This window comes from Cupriavidus alkaliphilus, from assembly GCF_900094595.1.
GTDB classification, from domain to species: domain Bacteria; phylum Pseudomonadota; class Gammaproteobacteria; order Burkholderiales; family Burkholderiaceae; genus Cupriavidus; species Cupriavidus alkaliphilus.
In genome coordinates this window covers 325,382-343,596 of record NZ_FMAD01000003.1, presented here as the reverse complement: position 1 = coordinate 343,596, position 18,215 = coordinate 325,382, and the positions used below count along the sequence as shown (strand labels likewise).

Genomic DNA, 18,215 nt, shown 5'->3' with positions numbered 1-18,215 from the left:
GAGCTCTGCAAGACCCTCGAAACGGTCATAGTCTTCGTGCTAGAATTGCACGTTTAATCCATTTGTAACCCCTTCATTTTTCGGAGTTTTTCATGGCGATCGAACGCACCCTGTCGATTATCAAGCCGGATGCCGTGGCCAAGAACGTGATTGGCCAGATCTACGCCCGTTTCGAGGCCGCCGGCCTGAAGATCGTTGCTGCCAAGATGGTGCACCTGTCGCGCGGCGAAGCCGAGCAGTTCTACGCTGTTCACAAGGAGCGTCCGTTCTTCAAGGACCTGGTCGACTTCATGGTTTCGGGCCCGGTCATGATCCAGGCGCTGGAAGGCGAGAACGCCATTGCCAAGAACCGCGACCTGATGGGCGCCACCGACCCGAAGAAGGCCGAGAAGGGCACCATCCGCGCCGACTTCGCCGACAGCATCGACGCCAACGCCGTGCACGGCTCGGACGCTGCTGAAACGGCTGCCGTGGAAGTGGCTTTCTTCTTCCCGGGCATGAACGTCTACAGCCGCTGATCGGCTGCTGCCTGACACCAAGCCGAGTTTGCCGTCATGAACGATCTCGTCAACCTGCTCGACCTCGACGCGGACGCGCTCACCGCTTATTGCGGCGAGCTCGGCGAGAAGCCGTTCCGTGCGCGGCAGCTGCAACGCTGGATCCACCACTACGGTGCCAGCCGCTTCGACACCATGTCGGATCTCGCCAAGTCGCTGCGCGAAAAGCTCGCGACCCGCGCCGAGATCCGCGCGCCTGCCGTCATCACCGACAACCTGTCGGCCGACGGCACGCGCAAGTGGCTGCTCGACGTGGGCGAGGGCAACGCGGTGGAGACGGTGTACATCCCCGAGGAAACGCGTGGCACGCTGTGCGTTTCCTCGCAGGCGGGATGCGCCGTCAATTGCCGGTTCTGTTCCACCGGCAAGCAGGGCTTTTCGCGCAACCTCAGCACCGGTGAAATCATCGGCCAGCTGTGGATGGCCGAATTCGCCATGCGCGAGCAACTGGGCCGCGGCCCCAAGGATGACCGCGTCATCTCCAATGTGGTGATGATGGGCATGGGCGAGCCGCTGCTGAACTACGACGCGGTCGTGCCGGCCATGCGGCTGATGCTCGACGACAACGCCTACGGCCTGTCGCGCCGCCGCGTGACGCTGTCCACCTCCGGCGTGGTGCCGATGATGGACCGCCTGTCCAAAGACCTGCCGGTGGCGCTTGCCGTGTCGCTGCATGCGTCCAACGACGCCCTGCGCGACGTGCTGGTGCCGCTGAACAAGAAATACCCGCTGGCCGAGCTGATGGCGGCATGCCGCCGCTACCTCGAATTCGCGCCGCGCGATTTCATTACTTTCGAATACTGCATGCTGGATGGCGTCAACGACGGCGTCGAGCATGCGCGGGAACTGCTGAAGCTTGTCGCCGACGTGCCGTGCAAGTTCAACCTGATCCCGTTCAACCCGTTCCCCGAATCGGGCCTGAAGCGTTCCAACAACGAGCAGATCCGCCGTTTCGCGCAGGTGCTGATGGACGCGGGCATCGTCACCACCATCCGCAAGACCCGCGGCGACGACATCGACGCCGCCTGCGGCCAGCTGGCCGGGGAAGTGAAGGACCGCACCCGCCTTGCCGAACGCGGCAAGTTCGGCAAGATCACGCCGCTGGTGCCGGTCACTGCCAGCGGCCAGCCGCGGGAGGCGCGCCCTGCATGATCCGTCTGATCGCTGCGGCCCTGCTGGGGCTGCTGATGTTGTCCGGGTGCCAGCTGCCGCATGCGCCGGCGCAGGATCTCCAGACCGCTTCCGACCAGACCGAGGCCAGCCGCCGGGCCGGCATCCGGCTGCAACTGGCCACCAATTATCTCGAGGCCGGCCAGACCGCGGTCGCGCTTGACGAGATCAAGCAGGCCATCGCCATCGATCCGTCGCTGGCCGACGCCTACCATGTGCGGGCGCTGATCTACATGAGCATGAACGAGCGGACGCTGGCCGAGGACAGCTTCCGCACCGCGGCGTCGATGCGCGCCAATGACGGCGACCTGCTCAACAACTACGGCTGGTTCCTGTGCCAGCAAGGGCGCTACGGCGAGGCCGTGCCCATGCTGCAGCGCGCCGTGTCGGCGCCGTCGGCCGGTGGCGCGGTCAAGCCGCTGATCAGCCTGGGCGCGTGCGAACTGCGCCGGGGCCACAGCGCCGAGGCGGAGAAGAACCTGAAGGCCGCACTCGGCTACGACCGCAACAACCCGGTGGCGAACACCAACCTGGCGCTGGTGTTCTACCGGCGCGGCGATTACGTCCAGGCGCGCCAGTACGTCCAGCGCGTCAACAACAGCCAATTTGTCACTGCGCAATCCCTCTGGCTGGGAGCGCGCATTGCCCACCGTCAGGGCGACGGCCGCACGCAGGATGCGCTGGGAGCGCAGCTGCGCAGCCGCTTCCCCGACTCGCGCGAGGTGGCCGCCTACGAACAAGGAGCATGGGATGAGTGAGCACGACCGCGCCGCAGGCCAGGCCGTACCGACGCAAGCAGTCGGCGGAGGCGCGCATGAAGGAGAACGTGAAGCCGCGGCGCGCGAGATCGGCGCGGCGCTGGCGCGCGAGCGCGAGGCGCAGCGGATGTCCGTCGAGGACGTCAGCGCACGGCTCAAGGTGGCGGCCAGCAAGCTGCGCGCGATCGAGGCGGCCGATTTGAAGGCGCTGCCGGACGTGACCTTCGCCAAGGGCGTGATGCGCGCCTATGCCCGCATGCTCCATGTCGATATCGACCCGCTGCTGGCGCGCTTCCAGCCACGCGCGGTGGCGCAGGTGGCGGAAATCGCCCGCCAGCGCGAGGGCGGCATCAACGCGGCCTTCGACGACCGCAACCGCTTCCGCTCCGGCGGCAATGGCGGCCGCTGGGTCTGGCTGGCGCTGGTGGCGGTGGTGGCGGCGGCGGGCATCTGGTTCGGGCTCGACCATATTCGCGCCTGGATCGACGCGCGCAGCAGCGCCGCCGAGACCGTGGCGGCCGAGGCACCGGCCGCGGAAAACGCGAGCACCGAAGCCGGTATCGTGACCGCGGCGCTGCCGCCGGTGATGGCCGCCAGCGACTCGCCGGCCCCGTCCGCCGAGACCGTTCCGGCCAGCGCTGCCACCGCTTCGGCAGCTTCGGCAACCGCGGCAGCGCCTGCCGCGGCGGCAGCCACCGCGGCGCCGGCCGCGGCGGCCCCGGCGGCCCCGACGGCATCCACCGCGGCGGTCGGTGAGGGCGAGCTGCAGATCCGCTTTGCCTCCGATACCTGGTTTGAAATTCGCGACAATAGCGGCAAGGTCGTCATGGGTGGCACCGCCAGGGCCGGCCAGACCATGGCTGGCGGCGGCACGGCCCCGTACAAGGTGGTGATCGGCAACGTCAAGGGCGTCGAATCGCTCACGCGCAACGGCACGCCGGTCGACCTGAAGGCAGCCAACCGCAACAACGTGGCGCGCCTGACGCTGCCCTGACGCGGGTGCGAGGTGCGGCAAGGTGCGTCTTTGCAAGGTGGTAACGCTATGAACCAACAGCTCTGTCTCCCGGTCCTGCCGGGCCCGCTGCCGCGCCGCCAGACCCGCCAGGCGCGGGTCGCGTGGGGCGACAATGTGGTGACCATCGGTGGCGATGCGCCGGTGCGGGTGCAGTCGATGACCAATACCGACACGGTCGACGCCATCGGCACCGCGATCCAGGTCAAGGAGCTGGCACGCGCGGGTTCCGAGATCGTGCGCATCACGGTGAACACGCCCGAGGCCGCGGCCGCGGTGCCGTCGATCCGCGAGCAGCTCGACCGCATGGGTGTCGACGTGCCGCTGGTGGGGGATTTCCACTACAACGGCCACAAGCTGCTGCAGGACTATCCGGCTTGCGCCGAGGCGCTGTCCAAGTACCGCATCAACCCGGGCAATGTCGGCCAGGGCGCCAAGCGCGATACCCAGTTCGCGCAGATGATCGAGATGGCGTGCCGCTACAACAAGCCGGTGCGCATCGGCGTGAATTGGGGCAGCCTGGACCAGGACCTGCTGGCGCGCATCATGGACGAGAACGCCGGGCGCGCCGAGCCGTGGCCGGCGCAGAGCGTGATGATCGAGGCGCTGATCACCTCGGCCATCGACTCGGCCCGCAAGGCCGAGGAGATCGGCCTGCCGGGCAGCCAGATCATCCTGTCGTGCAAGGTGTCGCAGGTGCAGGAGCTGGTCGCGGTGTACCGCGAGCTGGCGCGCCGCTGCGACTATGCGCTGCACCTCGGCCTGACCGAGGCCGGCATGGGCAGCAAGGGCATCGTGGCTTCCACCGCGGCGCTGTCGGTGCTGCTGCAGGAAGGCATCGGCGACACCATCCGCATCTCGCTGACGCCGGAGCCCGGCGCGCCGCGCGAGAAAGAGGTGTACGTCGGGCAGGAAATCCTGCAGACCATGGGCCTGCGCAATTTCACCCCGATGGTGATTGCCTGCCCGGGATGCGGCCGCACCACCAGCACGGTGTTCCAGGAACTGGCGGCCAGCATCCAGGCCTACCTGCGCGAGCAGATGCCGCAGTGGAAGACCGCCTACCCGGGCGTCGAGGAGATGGACGTGGCCGTGATGGGCTGCATCGTCAACGGCCCGGGGGAAAGCAAGCACGCCAATATCGGCATTTCGCTGCCGGGCTCGGGCGAATCGCCGGCCGCGCCGGTGTTCGTCGATGGCGTCAAGGTGAAGACGCTGCGCGGCGAGCGCATCGCGGAAGAATTCCAGGCGATCGTAGACGAATACGTTCGCACGCATTACGGCCCGGGCGCTGCGCGGGCCGGCAAAGAAGTGGCAGCCTGAGCCGGACCGGCCGGGGCCAGCAGCCTGACTAGAACAGAATGACGCAAACCGAGACCATGGCCGCCGCCGGCGCCGCCAAGACCGAACCGAAGGCACGCCCCGCCAAGGCCCTGCAGGGCGTGAAGGGCATGAACGACATGCTGCCGGCCGACGCGCCGCTGTGGGAGCATTTCGAGAATGCCGCGCGCGCGATGCTGCGCGCCTACGGCTACCAGCAGATCCGCACGCCCATCGTCGAGCACACCCAGTTGTTCGTGCGCGGCATCGGCGAGGTCACCGATATCGTCGAGAAGGAGATGTACTCCTTCACCGATTCGCTCAACGGCGAGCAGCTGACGCTGCGCCCCGAAGGCACCGCCGCGGCCGTGCGCGCCACCATCGAGCACAACCTGCTGTACGACGGCCCCAAGCGCCTGTGGTACACCGGCCCGATGTTCCGCCACGAGCGTCCGCAGCGCGGCCGCTATCGCCAGTTCCACCAGCTCGGCGCCGAGGCGCTGGGCTTCGCCGGCCCGGACGTGGATGCCGAAATCATCCTGATGTGCCAGCGGCTGTGGGACGACCTGGGGCTGACCGGCGTGCGCCTCGAGCTCAATTCACTGGGGCAGGCCGACGAGCGCGCGGCGCACCGCGAGCAGCTGATCAAGTACCTGGAAGGCTTCCAGGACATCCTGGACGACGACAGCAAGCGCCGCCTGTACACCAACCCGCTGCGCGTGCTCGACACCAAGAACCCGGCACTGCAGGACATGGCGGCCAACGCCCCCAAGCTGATCGACTTCCTGGGCGAAGCATCGCTGGCGCATTTCGAGGGCGTGCAGCGCCTGCTGAAGGCCAACAACATCCCGTTCAAGATCAACCCGCGCCTGGTGCGAGGCCTCGATTACTACAACCTGACGGTGTTCGAGTGGATCACCGACAAGCTGGGCGCGCAGGGCACCATCGCCGGCGGCGGCCGCTATGACCCGCTGATCGCGCAGATGGGCGGCAAGTCCGCGCCGGCTTGCGGCTGGGCCATGGGCATCGAGCGCATCATCGAGCTGATCCGCGAAGAGGGCGTGGTGCCCGAGGCGGTCGGTTGCGACGTCTACCTGGTGCACCAGGGCGAGGCCGCCGCGCAGCAGGCGATGGTGGCCGCCGAGCGCCTGCGCGACGCCGGCCTCGACGTGGTGCTGCACGCCAGCCCGGACGGCAAGGGCGGCAGCTTCAAGTCGCAGATGAAGCGCGCCGACGCAAGCGGCGCGGCCTATGCCGTTATCATTGGCGACGACGAAGTGGCCGCCGGCGTGGTCCAGGTCAAGGAACTTCGCCAGCGCGAGCAGGCCGAAGGCGGTGGGCAACAGGCCACCGTGCCGGCCGAAGGGCTGGTCGATTACCTGATCGACGCCATGGTCGGCGCTAGCGAATAAGCGCGCGCCGCAGCCCCAACACCACGAGTATTTAACCAACGCAGGTGATTGCCTCGACATGGCTTACGATCTAGAAGAACAGGAACAGCTTGAGAATCTGAAGGCCTGGTGGCGCCAGTACGGCAATGCGCTGACCTGGGCGCTGATCATCGCGCTGCTCGCCTTTGCCGGCTGGAACGGCTGGAAGTACTGGGAGCGCAAGCAGGCCGGCGAAGCCGCGGTGCTGTACGAGCAGGTGCTCAAGGCCGCCGAGGCGCGCGATGTCGAGCGCATCAAGCGCGCCGCGACCGACCTGGAAGGCAAGTTCGGCCGTACCGCCTACGGCCAGATGAGCGCACTGGTCGCCGGCCGCGTGCTGTACGATGCGGGCGACCTGGCTGCCGCCAAGAGCCAGCTGCAATGGGCCATCGACCATGGCGACGAAGAGTATTCGCACCTGGCGCGCGTGCGCCTGGCCGGCGTGCTGCTTGACGAAAAGTCCTACGACCAGGGCCTGGCGCTGCTCAAGGACGAGCCGCCGGCCGCATTCGTCGCGCTCTACGCCGACCGCCGCGGCGACCTGCTCGCCGCGCAGGACAAGCGCGACGATGCCCGCACCGCCTATCGCAAGGCGCTGGACAAGCTGGGCCAGGCCGAGTCGGCGATGCGCCAGATCATCCAGTTCAAGCTCGATGCGCTGGGCACGGCCTGACCCGGCTGCCGCTTGAACCATTGCCATACCGTTGATCCCGCGGATCGAACAACAGGACCGTAAAGTTATGACGTCAGTGCTTTCCCGTGCCGTACATCGCCAGCCCACCCGCACGATTTCCCGTGCGCTGGTGGCGGCTGCCTGCCTGGCCACGCTGGGCGGCTGCGCGCTGTTCAGCAAGGAAAACAAGCACCCGCCCGCCGAACTCAAGCCGGTATCGGGCACGCTCGCGGTGCGCCAGGCGTGGAAGGCCGACGTCGGCAAGAGCGGCCCCTATTCCATGCAGCCGGCCGCGGCGGGCAACAATGTCTATGTGTCGTCCAACAACGGCAACGTGATGGCGCTCGAAGGCGCCAGCGGCCGCGTGCTGTGGAAGGCCAAGACCGACGTGGACCTGACCTCCGGGCCGGGCAGCGACGGCTCGGTCACCGCGGTGGCGGGCGAGAAGGGCGCGGTCTATGCCTTCGACGCCAGCGGCAAGCAGATCTGGAAGAAGCAGGTCAACGGCGAGGTCCTGTCGGCGCCGCTGGTCGGCAACGGCCTGGTGGTGGTGCGCACCACGGATACCCGGGTGTTCGGCCTGGATGCCGAGACCGGCGAGCGCCGCTGGATCTACCAGCGTTCGCAGACCCCGCTGAACCTGCGCGCGGCGATGGGCATGGTGTTCGCCGGCGACGGCATCGTGATGGGCTTCCCCGGCGGCAAGCTCGGCGTGCTGACGCCGGGCAACGGTGTGCTGCGCTGGGAAAGCGCGATTTCCTACCCGAAGGGCGTGTCGGAGATCGAGCGCCTGAACGACGTCACCGGCCTGCCCATGATCAGCGGCCGCCAGGTTTGCGCCACTACCTTCCAGGGCCGGGTCGCCTGCCTGGAACTGGCCAGCGGCCAGCCGCAGTGGGGCAAGGATTTCTCGTCGCCGGCAGGCCTCGCGCAGGATGACAATGCGCTTTACGCCAGCGACGAGCAATCGGTGGTGCATGCCTTCGACCGCCAGAACGGCAGCGAGCGCTGGAAGAACGCCGACCTGCGCAACCGCCGCCTGGGCGCGCCGCTGGCGCTGGGCCGCTCGGTGGTGATGGGCGACTTCGAAGGCTATGTCCACTTCCTGTCGCGCGAAGACGGCCAGGTGGTGGCACGCATGAAGACCGATGGCAGCGCCATCACTGCCGCGCCCGTGGTGGCGGGGCAGACCCTGGTGATCCAGACGCGCGACGGCGACGTCTACGGTTTCCAGCCTGGCTGACAGGACCCTATGCGCGCTGCCGTACACCTGTCGGTACGGCCGGCGCCGAATCCGGTAGCATGATCCTTGGCGCGGCAATTGCAGCGGGTCGGTGACCCGCGCCGCGCCCGACAGGACAAGCGGCAATCCGCGCCCAGGTGGCGCGGGCTGCCGTTGGAACCCTTGACTCCGGAGTTACCGGGGGGCGGCAGTTGCCGGCCCCCGTTTCCGTTTATGGCATGAAACCAGTTATCGCACTTGTCGGCCGCCCCAATGTGGGCAAGTCGACGCTATTCAACCGCATGACCCGCTCGCGCGACGCGCTCGTCGCCGACCTGCCGGGCCTGACGCGCGACCGCCATTATGGCGAAGGCCGCATCGGTGAACGTCCGTTCATCGCCATCGATACCGGCGGCTTCGAGCCCGTGGTCAAGGAAGGCATCGTCGCCGAGATGGCCAAGCAGACCAAGCAGGCGGTGGTCGAGGCCGACGTGGTGATCTTTATCGTCGACGGCCGCCTGGGCCTGGCGCCGCAGGACCGCGCCATCGCCGATTACCTGCGCAAGACCGGCCGGCGCATCATGCTGGCGGTCAACAAGGCCGAGGGCATGAAGTACACCTCGGTGGCGGCGGATTTCTACGAGCTCGGCATGGGCGATCCGTATGCGATCTCCGCCGCCCATGGCGACGGCGTGCGCGAGCTGGTCGATGAAGCCATCGAACTGGCGGTCCAGGAGCGCCCCGAGCTTGCCGAGGAAGCCTCGGACGAGGGCAAGGGCGTCAAGATCGCCATCGTCGGGCGCCCCAATGTGGGCAAGTCCACGCTGGTCAATACGCTGATCGGTGAAGAGCGCGTGATCGCCTTCGATATGCCCGGTACCACCCGCGACGCGATCTATGTGGAGTTCGAGCGCGGCGGCAAGCCCTATACGCTGATCGACACCGCAGGCCTGCGCCGGCGCGGCAAGGTGTTCGAGGCGATCGAGAAATTCTCGGTGGTCAAGACGCTGCAGTCGATCGCGGACGCCAACGTGGTGATCCTGCTGCTCGACGCGCAACAGGATATTTCCGACCAGGACGCGCATATTGCCGGCTTTATCGTCGAGTCCGGCCGTGCCCTGGTGGTGGGCGTCAACAAGTGGGACGGACTGGACGGCCACACGCGCGACCGCATCAAGCATGACCTCGAGCGCAAGCTGCAATTCCTCGGCTTTGCCAACTTTCACTTTGTGTCGGCGCGCGAGCGCACCGGCATCGGCGCGCTGATGCGCTCGGTCGACGACGCGTATGCCGCGGCCATGGTCAAGCTGCCGACACCGCAACTGACGCGCGTGCTGCAGGAAGCCGTGGAATTCCAGCAGCCCAAGCGCGTCGGCGCGTCGCGGCCCAAGCTGCGCTATGCGCACCAGGGCGGCTCCAATCCGCCCATCATCGTGATCCACGGCAATGCGCTGTCGGGCGTGGCAGAGACCTACCGGCGCTACCTGGAAAACCGTTTCCGTGCGGCATTCAAGCTCAAGGGCACGCCCCTGCGCATCGAATTTCGCACGAACAAAAATCCGTACGCGGACTCGAAGGAGTGAGTCCGGAATCGGATCCGTGGCGGGGCCAGTTTTCGTTTGCGTTCGTTTGGAACTGCGGCTAAATTCACGGTAGCAGGGGGTTCCCTGCGCATTGACGCCAACTTGGTACCGTTTTGATCTTTTTTCTGGCGCGTTTTTGCGCCGCCTGACTTGAACCGGGGATTTCCATCCCCATCATTCACCACTAAACCTATAAATTTGGAGTGTGCCATGAGCAACAAAGGGCAACTGCTACAAGACCCGTTCCTGAACGCGCTGCGCAAAGAGCACGTGCCGGTTTCCATCTATCTCGTCAATGGCATCAAGCTGCAAGGCAATATCGAATCGTTCGACCAGTATGTCGTCCTGCTGCGCAACACCGTGACCCAGATGGTCTACAAGCATGCGATTTCCACCGTCGTGCCGGCACGCGCGGTCAACTTCCGCGTGGATGATTCGGCCGAGGCCTGATCTGACTGGTCTGCCCCAGGGCATCGTACGGGCGCCAGGCGGCGCCGCCACGATGCCCGGCGCCGGCGTGCCGACGCACCCGGTGCCGCGCGGCGCGGCGCTCGCCAATGCGCCCGCCGCCGCCGCGTTCCGCATCATGCGGCGGCCTGTCCCGGCAGGGGCCGGGACAGTGTCCGAGATCCGCCATCCCTCCCCCTGAACCCGAATTTCCCTGCGCATTCGCGCCCGCCCTTGGACCCCAGAGCCACCTCCAATACCGCCCCTTCGCGCGCCATCCTCGTCGGCGTCGACTTCGGCAAGCATGATTTCCAGGAAAGCCTCAGCGAACTGGCGCTGCTGACCACCACCGCCGGCTCGCTGCCGGTGCATACCCTGACGGGCCGCCGCTCGCGGCCGGACCCGGCCTTGTTCATCGGCTCGGGCAAGGCCGAGGAGCTGAAGGAGGCCGCCGATGCGCTGGACGCCGACGTGGTGGTCTTCAACCACGCGCTGAGCCCGGCGCAGCAGCGTAACCTGGAGCGCTTCCTGCAGCGCCACGTGATCGACCGGACCGGCCTGATCCTGGATATCTTCGGGCAGCGCGCGCAGAGCCATGTCGGCAAGGTGCAGGTGGAACTGGCGCAGGTGCAGTACCGCGCGTCGCGGCTGGTCCGCGCATGGAGCCACCTGGAGCGGCAGAAGGGCGGCATCGGCATGCGCGGCGGTCCCGGCGAGCGCCAGCTCGAACTGGACCGCCGCATGCTGGACGAGCGTGCCAAGCGGCTCAAGTCCGATCTGTCGCGGCTGCAGCGCCAGCACAGCACCCAGCGGCGTGCGCGCGCGCGCAACGACACTCTCAGCATCTCGCTGGTGGGCTACACCAACGCGGGCAAGTCGACGTTGTTCAACGCGCTGACCAAGGCCGGCGCGTATGCGGCCAACCAGCTCTTCGCCACGCTCGACACCACCTCGCGCCGGCTGTTCCTGGACGGCCTGGGCAACGTGGTGCTGTCGGACACGGTCGGCTTTATCCGCGACCTGCCGACGCAGCTGGTGGCGGCGTTCCGTGCCACGCTGGACGAGACGGTGCATGCCGACCTGCTGCTGCATGTGGTCGATGCCTCGAGCCCGGTGCGCCGCGAGCAGATCGAGCAGGTCAACCGGGTGCTGGCCGAAATCGACGCGCTGGACATCCCGCAGATCGTGGTGATGAACAAGATCGACGCCGCGCCCGAACTGATGGGCGATGGCCCGCGCATCGAGCGCGATGCGGACGGCATCCCCACCCGTGTGTTCCTCAGCGCGCGCGAAGGGCTGGGCCTGGACGCGCTGCGTGAGGCCGTGGTCGAGGTGGCGCAATGGCTGGCCAGCCGTCCGCCCGAGCCGCAACCCTACGATCCGCGCCTCGATGATGTGGCGCAGTCCGATGACGCCGGCGATGGCATCGACGATGGCGTCGACGACGGCTTGGCGGACGAAGGCGATGACGCCGATGCGGCGGATCCGCGCCGGCTGTAGGCGCGGCAGCCAGCCTAGGGGCTGGCCGCCGCACCGGGCCGCTTTGGTGCCGGTTTGGCGCCGGTTCTGCCCAATTCCGGTGCGGTCGCCGCGCGGATTGCGCGAATTGGCCAAATGTGGCGCCGATGACTGCTAGAATCCCCCTGTTACAAACTTCCCCGGACCCGTGCACTTCATGCCCCAGTTTCCCCGGAATGCTGATTCGAGCCTGACACCAGGCGGCCGCCTCGCGCTGCGCGCGGGCTGGCAGCGCCTGCGCGCCATCTTCTCGCTGAACGATCCGCGCTGGGGTCGGGATGGGCAGGACGATGACAAGAAGGACGGCCGCGACGACAACCGCCAGCAAAACCAGCGTCCGCAGCAGGATGGCGGCCCGCCCGACCTGGACGAACTGTGGCGCGACTTCAACCGCCGCCTGAACGGCCTGCTCGGCCGCAAGGACAACGGCGGCAACGGCAACCAGGGCTTTGGCGGCCCGCGTACGCCCGGCAAGGGCTCGGGCGTCGGCGCCGGCGTGATCGTGGCCGCGGTGGTGGGCATTTGGCTGGCCAGCGGCTTCTTCATGGTGCAGGAAGGCCAGACCGCGGTAATCCTGCAGTTCGGCAAGTTCAAATACTCCACCGGCCCTGGCATCAACTGGCGCATGCCCTGGCCGATCCAGTCGGCCGAGGTGGTCAACCTGTCGGCGGTGCGCTCGGTCGAGGTCGGCCGCTCCACCTCGATCAAGGACAGCAACCTGAAAGACTCGTCGATGCTGACGCAGGACGAGAACATCATCGACGTGCGCTTTACCGTGCAGTACGTGATCCAGGACGCCAGCGAATTCCTGTTCTTCAACAAGACCGACCGGGGTGGCGATGAAGAGCTGGTGACGCAGGCGGCCGAGACCTCGGTGCGCGAGATCGTCGGCCGCAACAAGATGGACGCGGTGCTGTACGAAAACCGCGAACAGATTGCACAGCAGCTGGCCAAGTCGATCCAGGCCATCCTGTCGGCGTACAAGACCGGCATCCGCGTGCTGTCCGTGAACGTGCAGAGCGTGCAGCCGCCCGAGCAGGTGCAGGCCGCATTCGACGACGTCAACAAGGCCAGCCAGGACCGCGAGCGCGCCATCAGCGAAGGCCAGGCCTACGCCAACGACATCATCCCGCGCGCCAAGGGTACCGCGGCGCGCCTGAAGGAAGAGTCCGAAGCCTATCGCGCCCGCGTGGTGGCGCAGGCCGAGGGCGATGCGTCGCGCTTCCGTTCGGTGCAGGCGGAATACGCCAAGGCGCCGCAGGTGACGCGCGACCGTATCTATGTGGAGACCATGCAGCAGATCTACACCAATTCGACCAAGGTGCTGGTCGACGCGCGCCAGGGCAACAACCTGCTCTACCTGCCGCTGGACAAGCTGATGGCGCAGGCCGAGGGCCGCGCCACGCCGCAGCCGGGCCAGCCCGGCGCGGCGGGCACGCCGGCGCCCGTGCCGGACGCCTCGACGGATAACCGGTCGCGCGAAGCGTTGCGCAACCGCGACCGCGACTCGCGCTGAGGAGACCGTCATGAATCGACTGATTTCCTTCGCCATCGGCTTCTTCATCCTGCTCGCCGTGGTCTCGTCCATGCTGTTCGTGGTCGACCAGCGCCAGTACGCCGTGGTGTTCGCCTTCGGCCAGATCAAGGAAGTGGTGCGTGAGCCGGGCCTGCACTTCAAGCTGCCGCCGCCGTTCCAGAACGTGGTGTTCATGGACCGCCGCCTGCAGACCATCGACGTCGCCGCCAACGAGCGCTTCCTGACCGCCGAGAAGAAGAGCATGGTGGTGGACTGGTTCGTCAAATGGCGCATCACCGACCCGCGCAAGTTCTTCGTCGCCTTTGGCGGCAACCTGCGCGGCGCGCAGGACCGCATGACGCAGCGCATCGACTCCGTGGCGCGCGAAGAGTTCGGCAAGCGCACCGTCGCCGACGTGGTCGCCGGCGAGCGCGAGCAGGTGATGCAGTCCATCCGCAACGGCATGAGCGAGTACGCCAAGTCGGTCGGCGTCGAGATCCTCGACGTGCGCCTGAAGCGCGTCGACCTGCTGCCCGCCATCAGCGAATCGGTGTATCGCCGCATGGAGGCCGAGCGCAAGCGCGTGGCCAACGAGTTGCGCTCCACCGGCGCCGCCGAGGGCGAGAAGATCCGCGCCGACGCCGACCGCCAGCGCGAAGTGGTGCTGGCCCAGGCCTACCGCGATGCGCAGATGATCAAGGGCGAGGGCGATGCCAAGGCGTCGCAGATCTATGGCGAGGCGTTTGGCCGCGATCCCCAGTTCGCGCAGTTCTGGCGCAGCATGGAGGCCTACCGCAACACCTTCCGCGACAAGCGCGACGTGCTGGTGCTGGAGCCCAATTCCGAGTTCTTCCGCTACATGCGTTCCAGCGGCGGCGCCGCAGGCGCGGCCGCGGGGAACGGCGGAGGCAAGCGCTAGCACCGTCGCTTGTCCGCGTGGCGAATTGACGAAACCCCGGCTTGCCGGGGTTTTGTCCGGCTGGAGCCGTCGCTGCGGAGTGATGGCGCGGGCGCGCGATGCCCGCACCGTGGTTATGCCGGGCCAGGCCCGGTCCCTGCAGGCGCTGCGCCGGCAGGCAACTGAATGACTGAGAAGAGATTCACCATGTCCAACCATTGGCTGCTGCCAGAAAACATTGCCGACGTGCTGCCGTCGGAAGCGCGCAAGATCGAAGAGCTGCGCCGCCGCATGCTGGACCTGTTCCGCACCTACGGCTACGAGCTGGTGATGCCGCCGATGCTGGAATACCTCGAGTCGCTGCTGACCGGCACCGGCCATGACCTCGACCTGCGCACGCTCAAGCTGGTCGACCAGCTGTCGGGACGCACCATGGGGCTGCGCGCCGATATCACGCCGCAGGTCGCGCGCATCGATGCCCACCTGCTGAACCGCCCGGGCGTGACCCGGTTGTGCTACGCCGGCAACGTGCTGCACGCGCGCCCGGCAGGGTTCCACGCCACCCGGGAGCCGATCCAGATCGGCGCCGAGATCTACGGTCACGCCGGCCTGGAAGCCGACGTCGAGATCCAGGAACTGATGCTGGCCGCCCTGACGGCGGCGGGCCTGTCGGAGATCCGTATCGACCTGTGCCACGCGGGCATCCTCGAAGCGTTGCTGGCCGGCCTGCCGTCGATCCGCAAGATCGAGGACGCGTTGTTCGCCGCGCTGGAAACCAAGGACGTGCCCGCCTTGCGCGAGCTGACAGCGGGCATGCCGCAGACCGAGCGCGACGCGCTGCTGGCGCTGCCGACGCTGTACGGTGGCGTCGAGGTGATCGAGCGCGCCCGCGCGACGCTGCCGGCCAGCCCGGCCATCGGCCGCGCGCTGGATGAGCTGGCGGCGCTGGCGGTGCAGGTGCGTGGCGCCAGCGTCAATATCGACCTGTCGGATTTGCGCGGATACCACTACCACAGTGGCGTGATGTTCGCGGCTTATGTGGCGGGGTTGCCCAACTACGTGGCACGGGGCGGCCGCTACGACAAGGTGGGGGAGGCCTTCGGCCGCGCCCGCCCGGCCACGGGTTTCTCGCTGGATCTGCGTGAAGTGGCGGCACTGTCACCCGTCGAGGTGCGTGCACTGGCCATTTTTGCCCCCTGGGATGCGGACCCGGCACTTCGTGCCGCGATTGCCGCGCTGCGCGCCGGCGGCGAGATCGTGATCCAGTCGTTGCCCGGCCATACCCACGAGCTCGACGAATTCAACTGCGACCGGCAGCTGGTACGCAAGGACGGCGGCTGGGCCGTGGTGCCGCGCTGACGCATCGACGCCGCGGCGGCCCAAAAACCCGGAATCGCCCGGCAACAAGAGTAGAATACGTTTTTAACCTATTGACCAAAGCAATATGTCCGCATCCGCAGTAGGCCAGGGACGCAATGTCGTCGTGATCGGCACCCAGTGGGGTGACGAAGGCAAAGGAAAAATCGTCGATTGGCTTACCGACCATGCAAAGGGCGTGGTGCGGTTCCAGGGTGGCCACAACGCTGGCCACACGCTGATCATCGGCGGCAAGAAGACCATTCTCCGGCTGATCCCCTCGGGCATCATGCGCGCCGGCACGGTCTGCTACATCGGCAACGGTGTGGTGCTGTCGCCCGAAGCTTTGTTCCGTGAAATCGAAGAACTCGAAGGCGCCGGCCTGCAGGTGCAGAGCCGCCTGCGCATTTCCGAAGCGGCCACGCTGATCCTGCCGTACCACGTCGCCATCGACAAGGCGCGCGAAGCGCGCCGCGGTGCCGCCAAGATCGGCACCACCGGTCGCGGCATCGGTCCGGCCTATGAAGACAAGGTGGCACGTCGCGCGCTGCGCGTGCAGGACCTGTTCGACCCGCAGCAGTTCGCCGAACGCCTGCGCGAGAACCTGGACTTCCACAACTTCATGCTGACCCAGTACCTGGGCGCCGAAGCCGTCGACTTCCAGCAGACCCTGGACGAAGCGCTGGCCTACGCACCGCGCCTGGCACCGATGGTCGCCGACGTATCGGCCGAGCTGTACGCGGTCAACGCCGACGGCGGCAACCTGATGTTCGAAGGCGCGCAGGGCACGCTGCTCGACGTCGACCACGGCACCTATCCGTTCGTCACCTCGAGCAACTGCGTGGCCGGTGCCGCAGCCGCCGGCGCGGGCGTGGGCCCGGGCCGCCTGAACTACATCCTCGGCATCACCAAGGCCTACTGCACCCGCGTGGGTGCCGGCCCGTTCCCGAGCGAGCTGTACGACAACGACAACCCCTCGCGCCAGGATGCGGTGGGCGTGCGCCTGGCCAATGTCGGCAAGGAGTTCGGCTCGGTCACCGGCCGTCCGCGCCGCACCGGCTGGCTGGATGCGGCCGCGCTCAAGCGCTCGGTGCAGATCAACGGCGTGTCGGGCCTGTGCATGACCAAGCTGGACGTGCTCGACGGCCTCGAAAGCATCAAGCTGTGCGTCGGCTACACGCTCGATGGCAAGACCGTCGACATCCTGCCGCGCGGTTCGGATGCCGTGGCGCGCTGCGAGCCGGTCTACGAGGAATTCCCGGGCTGGAACGAGTCCACCTTCGGCGTGAAGACGTGGGACGCCCTGCCCGAGCAGGCCCGTGTCTACCTGAAGCGCGTGGAAGAAGTGGTCGGCATCCCGATCGACATGATCTCGACCGGCCCGGACCGCGACGAGACCATCCTGCTGCGCCATCCGTACAAGGCCTGAGCGCCTGCGCACTACCCGCAGGGCCGCCGCGCCACGAGCGCCGCGGCCTGCCAGAAATAAATCGGCCCGCGCAAGCGGGCCGAGCCATATACGGTCAAGCGACCGCACGATATCACGAGTAAAACGATGAACCTGCCTACCAACGATGACGAGAACCTGTGGGTCTCCTGGGACGAATACCATCGCCTGATCGCACGCCTGTCGCTGAACGTGCATGAGTCGGGCTGGAAGTTCGACAAGATCCTGTGCCTCGCGCGCGGCGGGCTGCGCGTCGGCGACCAGATGTCGCGCATCTTCGACGTGCCGCTGGCCATCCTGGCGACCAGCAGCTACCGCGAGGCCGCCGGCACGCAGCAGGGCGACCTCGACATCGCGCAGTACATCACCATGACCCGGGGCGAGCTGAGCGGCAAGATCCTGCTGGTCGACGACCTGGTGGACTCGGGCATCACGCTCGAGCGCGTGGGCCGCCACCTCAAGGAACGCTACCCGGCGGTGACCGAAGTGCGCTCGGCGGTGCTGTGGTACAAGGCCTGCTCCAAGGTGGAGCCGGACTACCACGTCACCTTCCTGGAGTCGAACCCCTGGATCCACCAGCCGTTCGAAGAGTACGACACGCTGCGCCCGCACAACCTCGCCGCGTGGCTCAAGCGCGGCAAGCGCGCCAGCCTGCTGGACGACGGCGCTCGCGACTGAGCGCGCCCGGCTCAGTAGCCTACCGTGAAGCGCTGGCGCGAATGCGCCGGCTGCTCGATTTCATCGAGCATCGCGATGGCATAGTCTTCCATCGAGATCCAGCTCTTGCCTGCTGCGTCGCTCAGCAGGTCTTCCTGGCCCACGCGGAAATGGCCGGTGCGCGCGCCGGGCTCGAACAGCGCGGACGGCGACAGGAAGGTCCAGTCGATCTGCTGCTCGCTACGCAGCGCGTTCAGGAAGTCGCGCCCCGCCAGCGCCTCGGCCCTGTAGGCGTCGGGAAAGTCCGGGGTGTCGACCAGTTGCACGCCCGGCCCGACATGGAGGCTGCCGGCACCGCCCACCACCAGCAGTCGCGGCACGCCAGCCTGGCGCACCGCCGTGGTCACCTGCTGTGCGTTCAGCTGCGCGAAGCGCGCGGTGCTGATGACGGCATCATGGCCGGCGAGGGCGGCGCTCAGTGCTGCGCTGTCGGTCGCATCCACATCCTTGCCGGTCACGCCTGCGCGCGCCGGCAAACGGCTGGCCTGGCGCGCGATGGCGGTCACCTGGTGGCCGCGGCGCACGGCTTCGTCGGTCAGGCGCGTGCCAACGCGGCCGGTGGCTCCAATGATGGCGATCTTCATGGTCACT

Annotated in this window: 17 protein-coding genes; 16 read left to right on the top strand and 1 reads right to left on the bottom strand. The window is 67.3% G+C overall.

Annotated elements, in window-relative coordinates; translation table 11 throughout:
* Positions 1 to 92 precede the first annotated feature (92 nt).
* The 16 genes from ndk to GA0116996_RS08130 all read left to right on the top strand — a co-directional run bounded on the left by ndk (position 93) and on the right by GA0116996_RS08130 (position 17,585).
* Complete coding sequence (gene ndk / locus GA0116996_RS08205; protein ID WP_012353167.1) at positions 93 to 518, top strand: nucleoside-diphosphate kinase; 426 nt, start codon at positions 93 to 95, stop codon at positions 516 to 518.
* 36 nt (positions 519 to 554) lie between these two features.
* Positions 555 to 1,709: a dual-specificity RNA methyltransferase RlmN gene (rlmN, locus tag GA0116996_RS08200; RefSeq protein WP_092309260.1), complete on the top strand. Its 1,155-nt coding sequence runs from the start codon at positions 555 to 557 to the stop codon at positions 1,707 to 1,709.
* Positions 1,706 to 2,485 carry a type IV pilus biogenesis/stability protein PilW gene (gene pilW / locus GA0116996_RS08195; RefSeq protein ID WP_092309258.1) on the top strand — a complete coding sequence of 260 codons (780 nt, stop codon included), beginning with the start codon at positions 1,706 to 1,708 and terminating at the stop codon, positions 2,483 to 2,485. The genes rlmN and pilW overlap by 4 nt, the downstream gene beginning before the upstream one ends.
* Complete coding sequence (locus GA0116996_RS08190; protein WP_092309255.1) at positions 2,478 to 3,479, top strand: RodZ domain-containing protein; 1,002 nt, start codon at positions 2,478 to 2,480, stop codon at positions 3,477 to 3,479. Before pilW ends, GA0116996_RS08190 begins: the two co-directional genes overlap by 8 nt.
* Positions 3,480 to 3,527: 48 nt before the next feature.
* On the top strand, positions 3,528 to 4,820 hold the full coding sequence (gene ispG, locus GA0116996_RS08185) for a flavodoxin-dependent (E)-4-hydroxy-3-methylbut-2-enyl-diphosphate synthase (protein ID WP_018007774.1): 1,293 nt from the start codon (positions 3,528 to 3,530) through the stop codon (positions 4,818 to 4,820).
* Between the two features lie 38 nt (positions 4,821 to 4,858).
* Positions 4,859 to 6,229: a histidine--tRNA ligase gene (hisS, locus tag GA0116996_RS08180; protein WP_092309252.1), complete on the top strand. Its 1,371-nt coding sequence runs from the start codon at positions 4,859 to 4,861 to the stop codon at positions 6,227 to 6,229.
* A gap of 58 nt (positions 6,230 to 6,287) precedes the next feature.
* A complete protein-coding gene (locus GA0116996_RS08175; protein WP_092309249.1) occupies positions 6,288 to 6,920 on the top strand; it encodes a tetratricopeptide repeat protein in 633 nt (210 codons plus the stop codon).
* Between the two features lie 67 nt (positions 6,921 to 6,987).
* The gene (gene bamB / locus GA0116996_RS08170) at positions 6,988 to 8,163 is read left to right on the top strand and encodes an outer membrane protein assembly factor BamB (protein WP_092309246.1); all 1,176 of its coding nucleotides are present in this window, start codon (positions 6,988 to 6,990) and stop codon (positions 8,161 to 8,163) included.
* A 218-nt stretch (positions 8,164 to 8,381) separates the two neighbouring features.
* Entirely contained in the window at positions 8,382 to 9,725 is a 1,344-nt protein-coding gene (gene der, locus GA0116996_RS08165) for a ribosome biogenesis GTPase Der (protein WP_092309243.1), read from the top strand.
* A gap of 210 nt (positions 9,726 to 9,935) precedes the next feature.
* Entirely contained in the window at positions 9,936 to 10,175 is a 240-nt protein-coding gene (gene hfq / locus GA0116996_RS08160) for an RNA chaperone Hfq (protein ID WP_012353158.1), read from the top strand.
* Between the two features lie 231 nt (positions 10,176 to 10,406).
* The gene (gene hflX, locus GA0116996_RS08155; protein WP_092309240.1) at positions 10,407 to 11,672 is read left to right on the top strand and encodes a GTPase HflX; all 1,266 of its coding nucleotides are present in this window, start codon (positions 10,407 to 10,409) and stop codon (positions 11,670 to 11,672) included.
* Positions 11,673 to 11,847: 175 nt separating this feature from the next.
* Positions 11,848 to 13,206, top strand: coding sequence for an FtsH protease activity modulator HflK (gene hflK, locus GA0116996_RS08150; protein WP_092309237.1), 1,359 nt, complete (start codon positions 11,848 to 11,850; stop codon positions 13,204 to 13,206).
* Positions 13,207 to 13,216: 10 nt separating this feature from the next.
* On the top strand, positions 13,217 to 14,125 hold the full coding sequence (gene hflC / locus GA0116996_RS08145; RefSeq protein ID WP_092309234.1) for a protease modulator HflC: 909 nt from the start codon (positions 13,217 to 13,219) through the stop codon (positions 14,123 to 14,125).
* 186 nt (positions 14,126 to 14,311) lie between these two features.
* Positions 14,312 to 15,463 carry an ATP phosphoribosyltransferase regulatory subunit gene (locus GA0116996_RS08140; RefSeq protein WP_092309231.1) on the top strand — a complete coding sequence of 384 codons (1,152 nt, stop codon included), beginning with the start codon at positions 14,312 to 14,314 and terminating at the stop codon, positions 15,461 to 15,463.
* Positions 15,464 to 15,548: 85 nt separating this feature from the next.
* On the top strand, positions 15,549 to 16,889 hold the full coding sequence (locus tag GA0116996_RS08135; RefSeq protein WP_092309228.1) for an adenylosuccinate synthase: 1,341 nt from the start codon (positions 15,549 to 15,551) through the stop codon (positions 16,887 to 16,889).
* A gap of 126 nt (positions 16,890 to 17,015) precedes the next feature.
* The gene (locus GA0116996_RS08130; RefSeq protein WP_092309225.1) at positions 17,016 to 17,585 is read left to right on the top strand and encodes a phosphoribosyltransferase; all 570 of its coding nucleotides are present in this window, start codon (positions 17,016 to 17,018) and stop codon (positions 17,583 to 17,585) included.
* 11 nt (positions 17,586 to 17,596) lie between these two features.
* Here GA0116996_RS08130 and GA0116996_RS08125 read toward each other — a convergent pair whose 3' ends face one another.
* Positions 17,597 to 18,208, bottom strand: a complete 612-nt coding sequence (locus GA0116996_RS08125; protein WP_092309223.1) for an NAD(P)-dependent oxidoreductase — start codon at positions 18,206 to 18,208, stop codon at positions 17,597 to 17,599.
* Between the last annotated feature and the right edge of the window lie 7 nt (positions 18,209 to 18,215).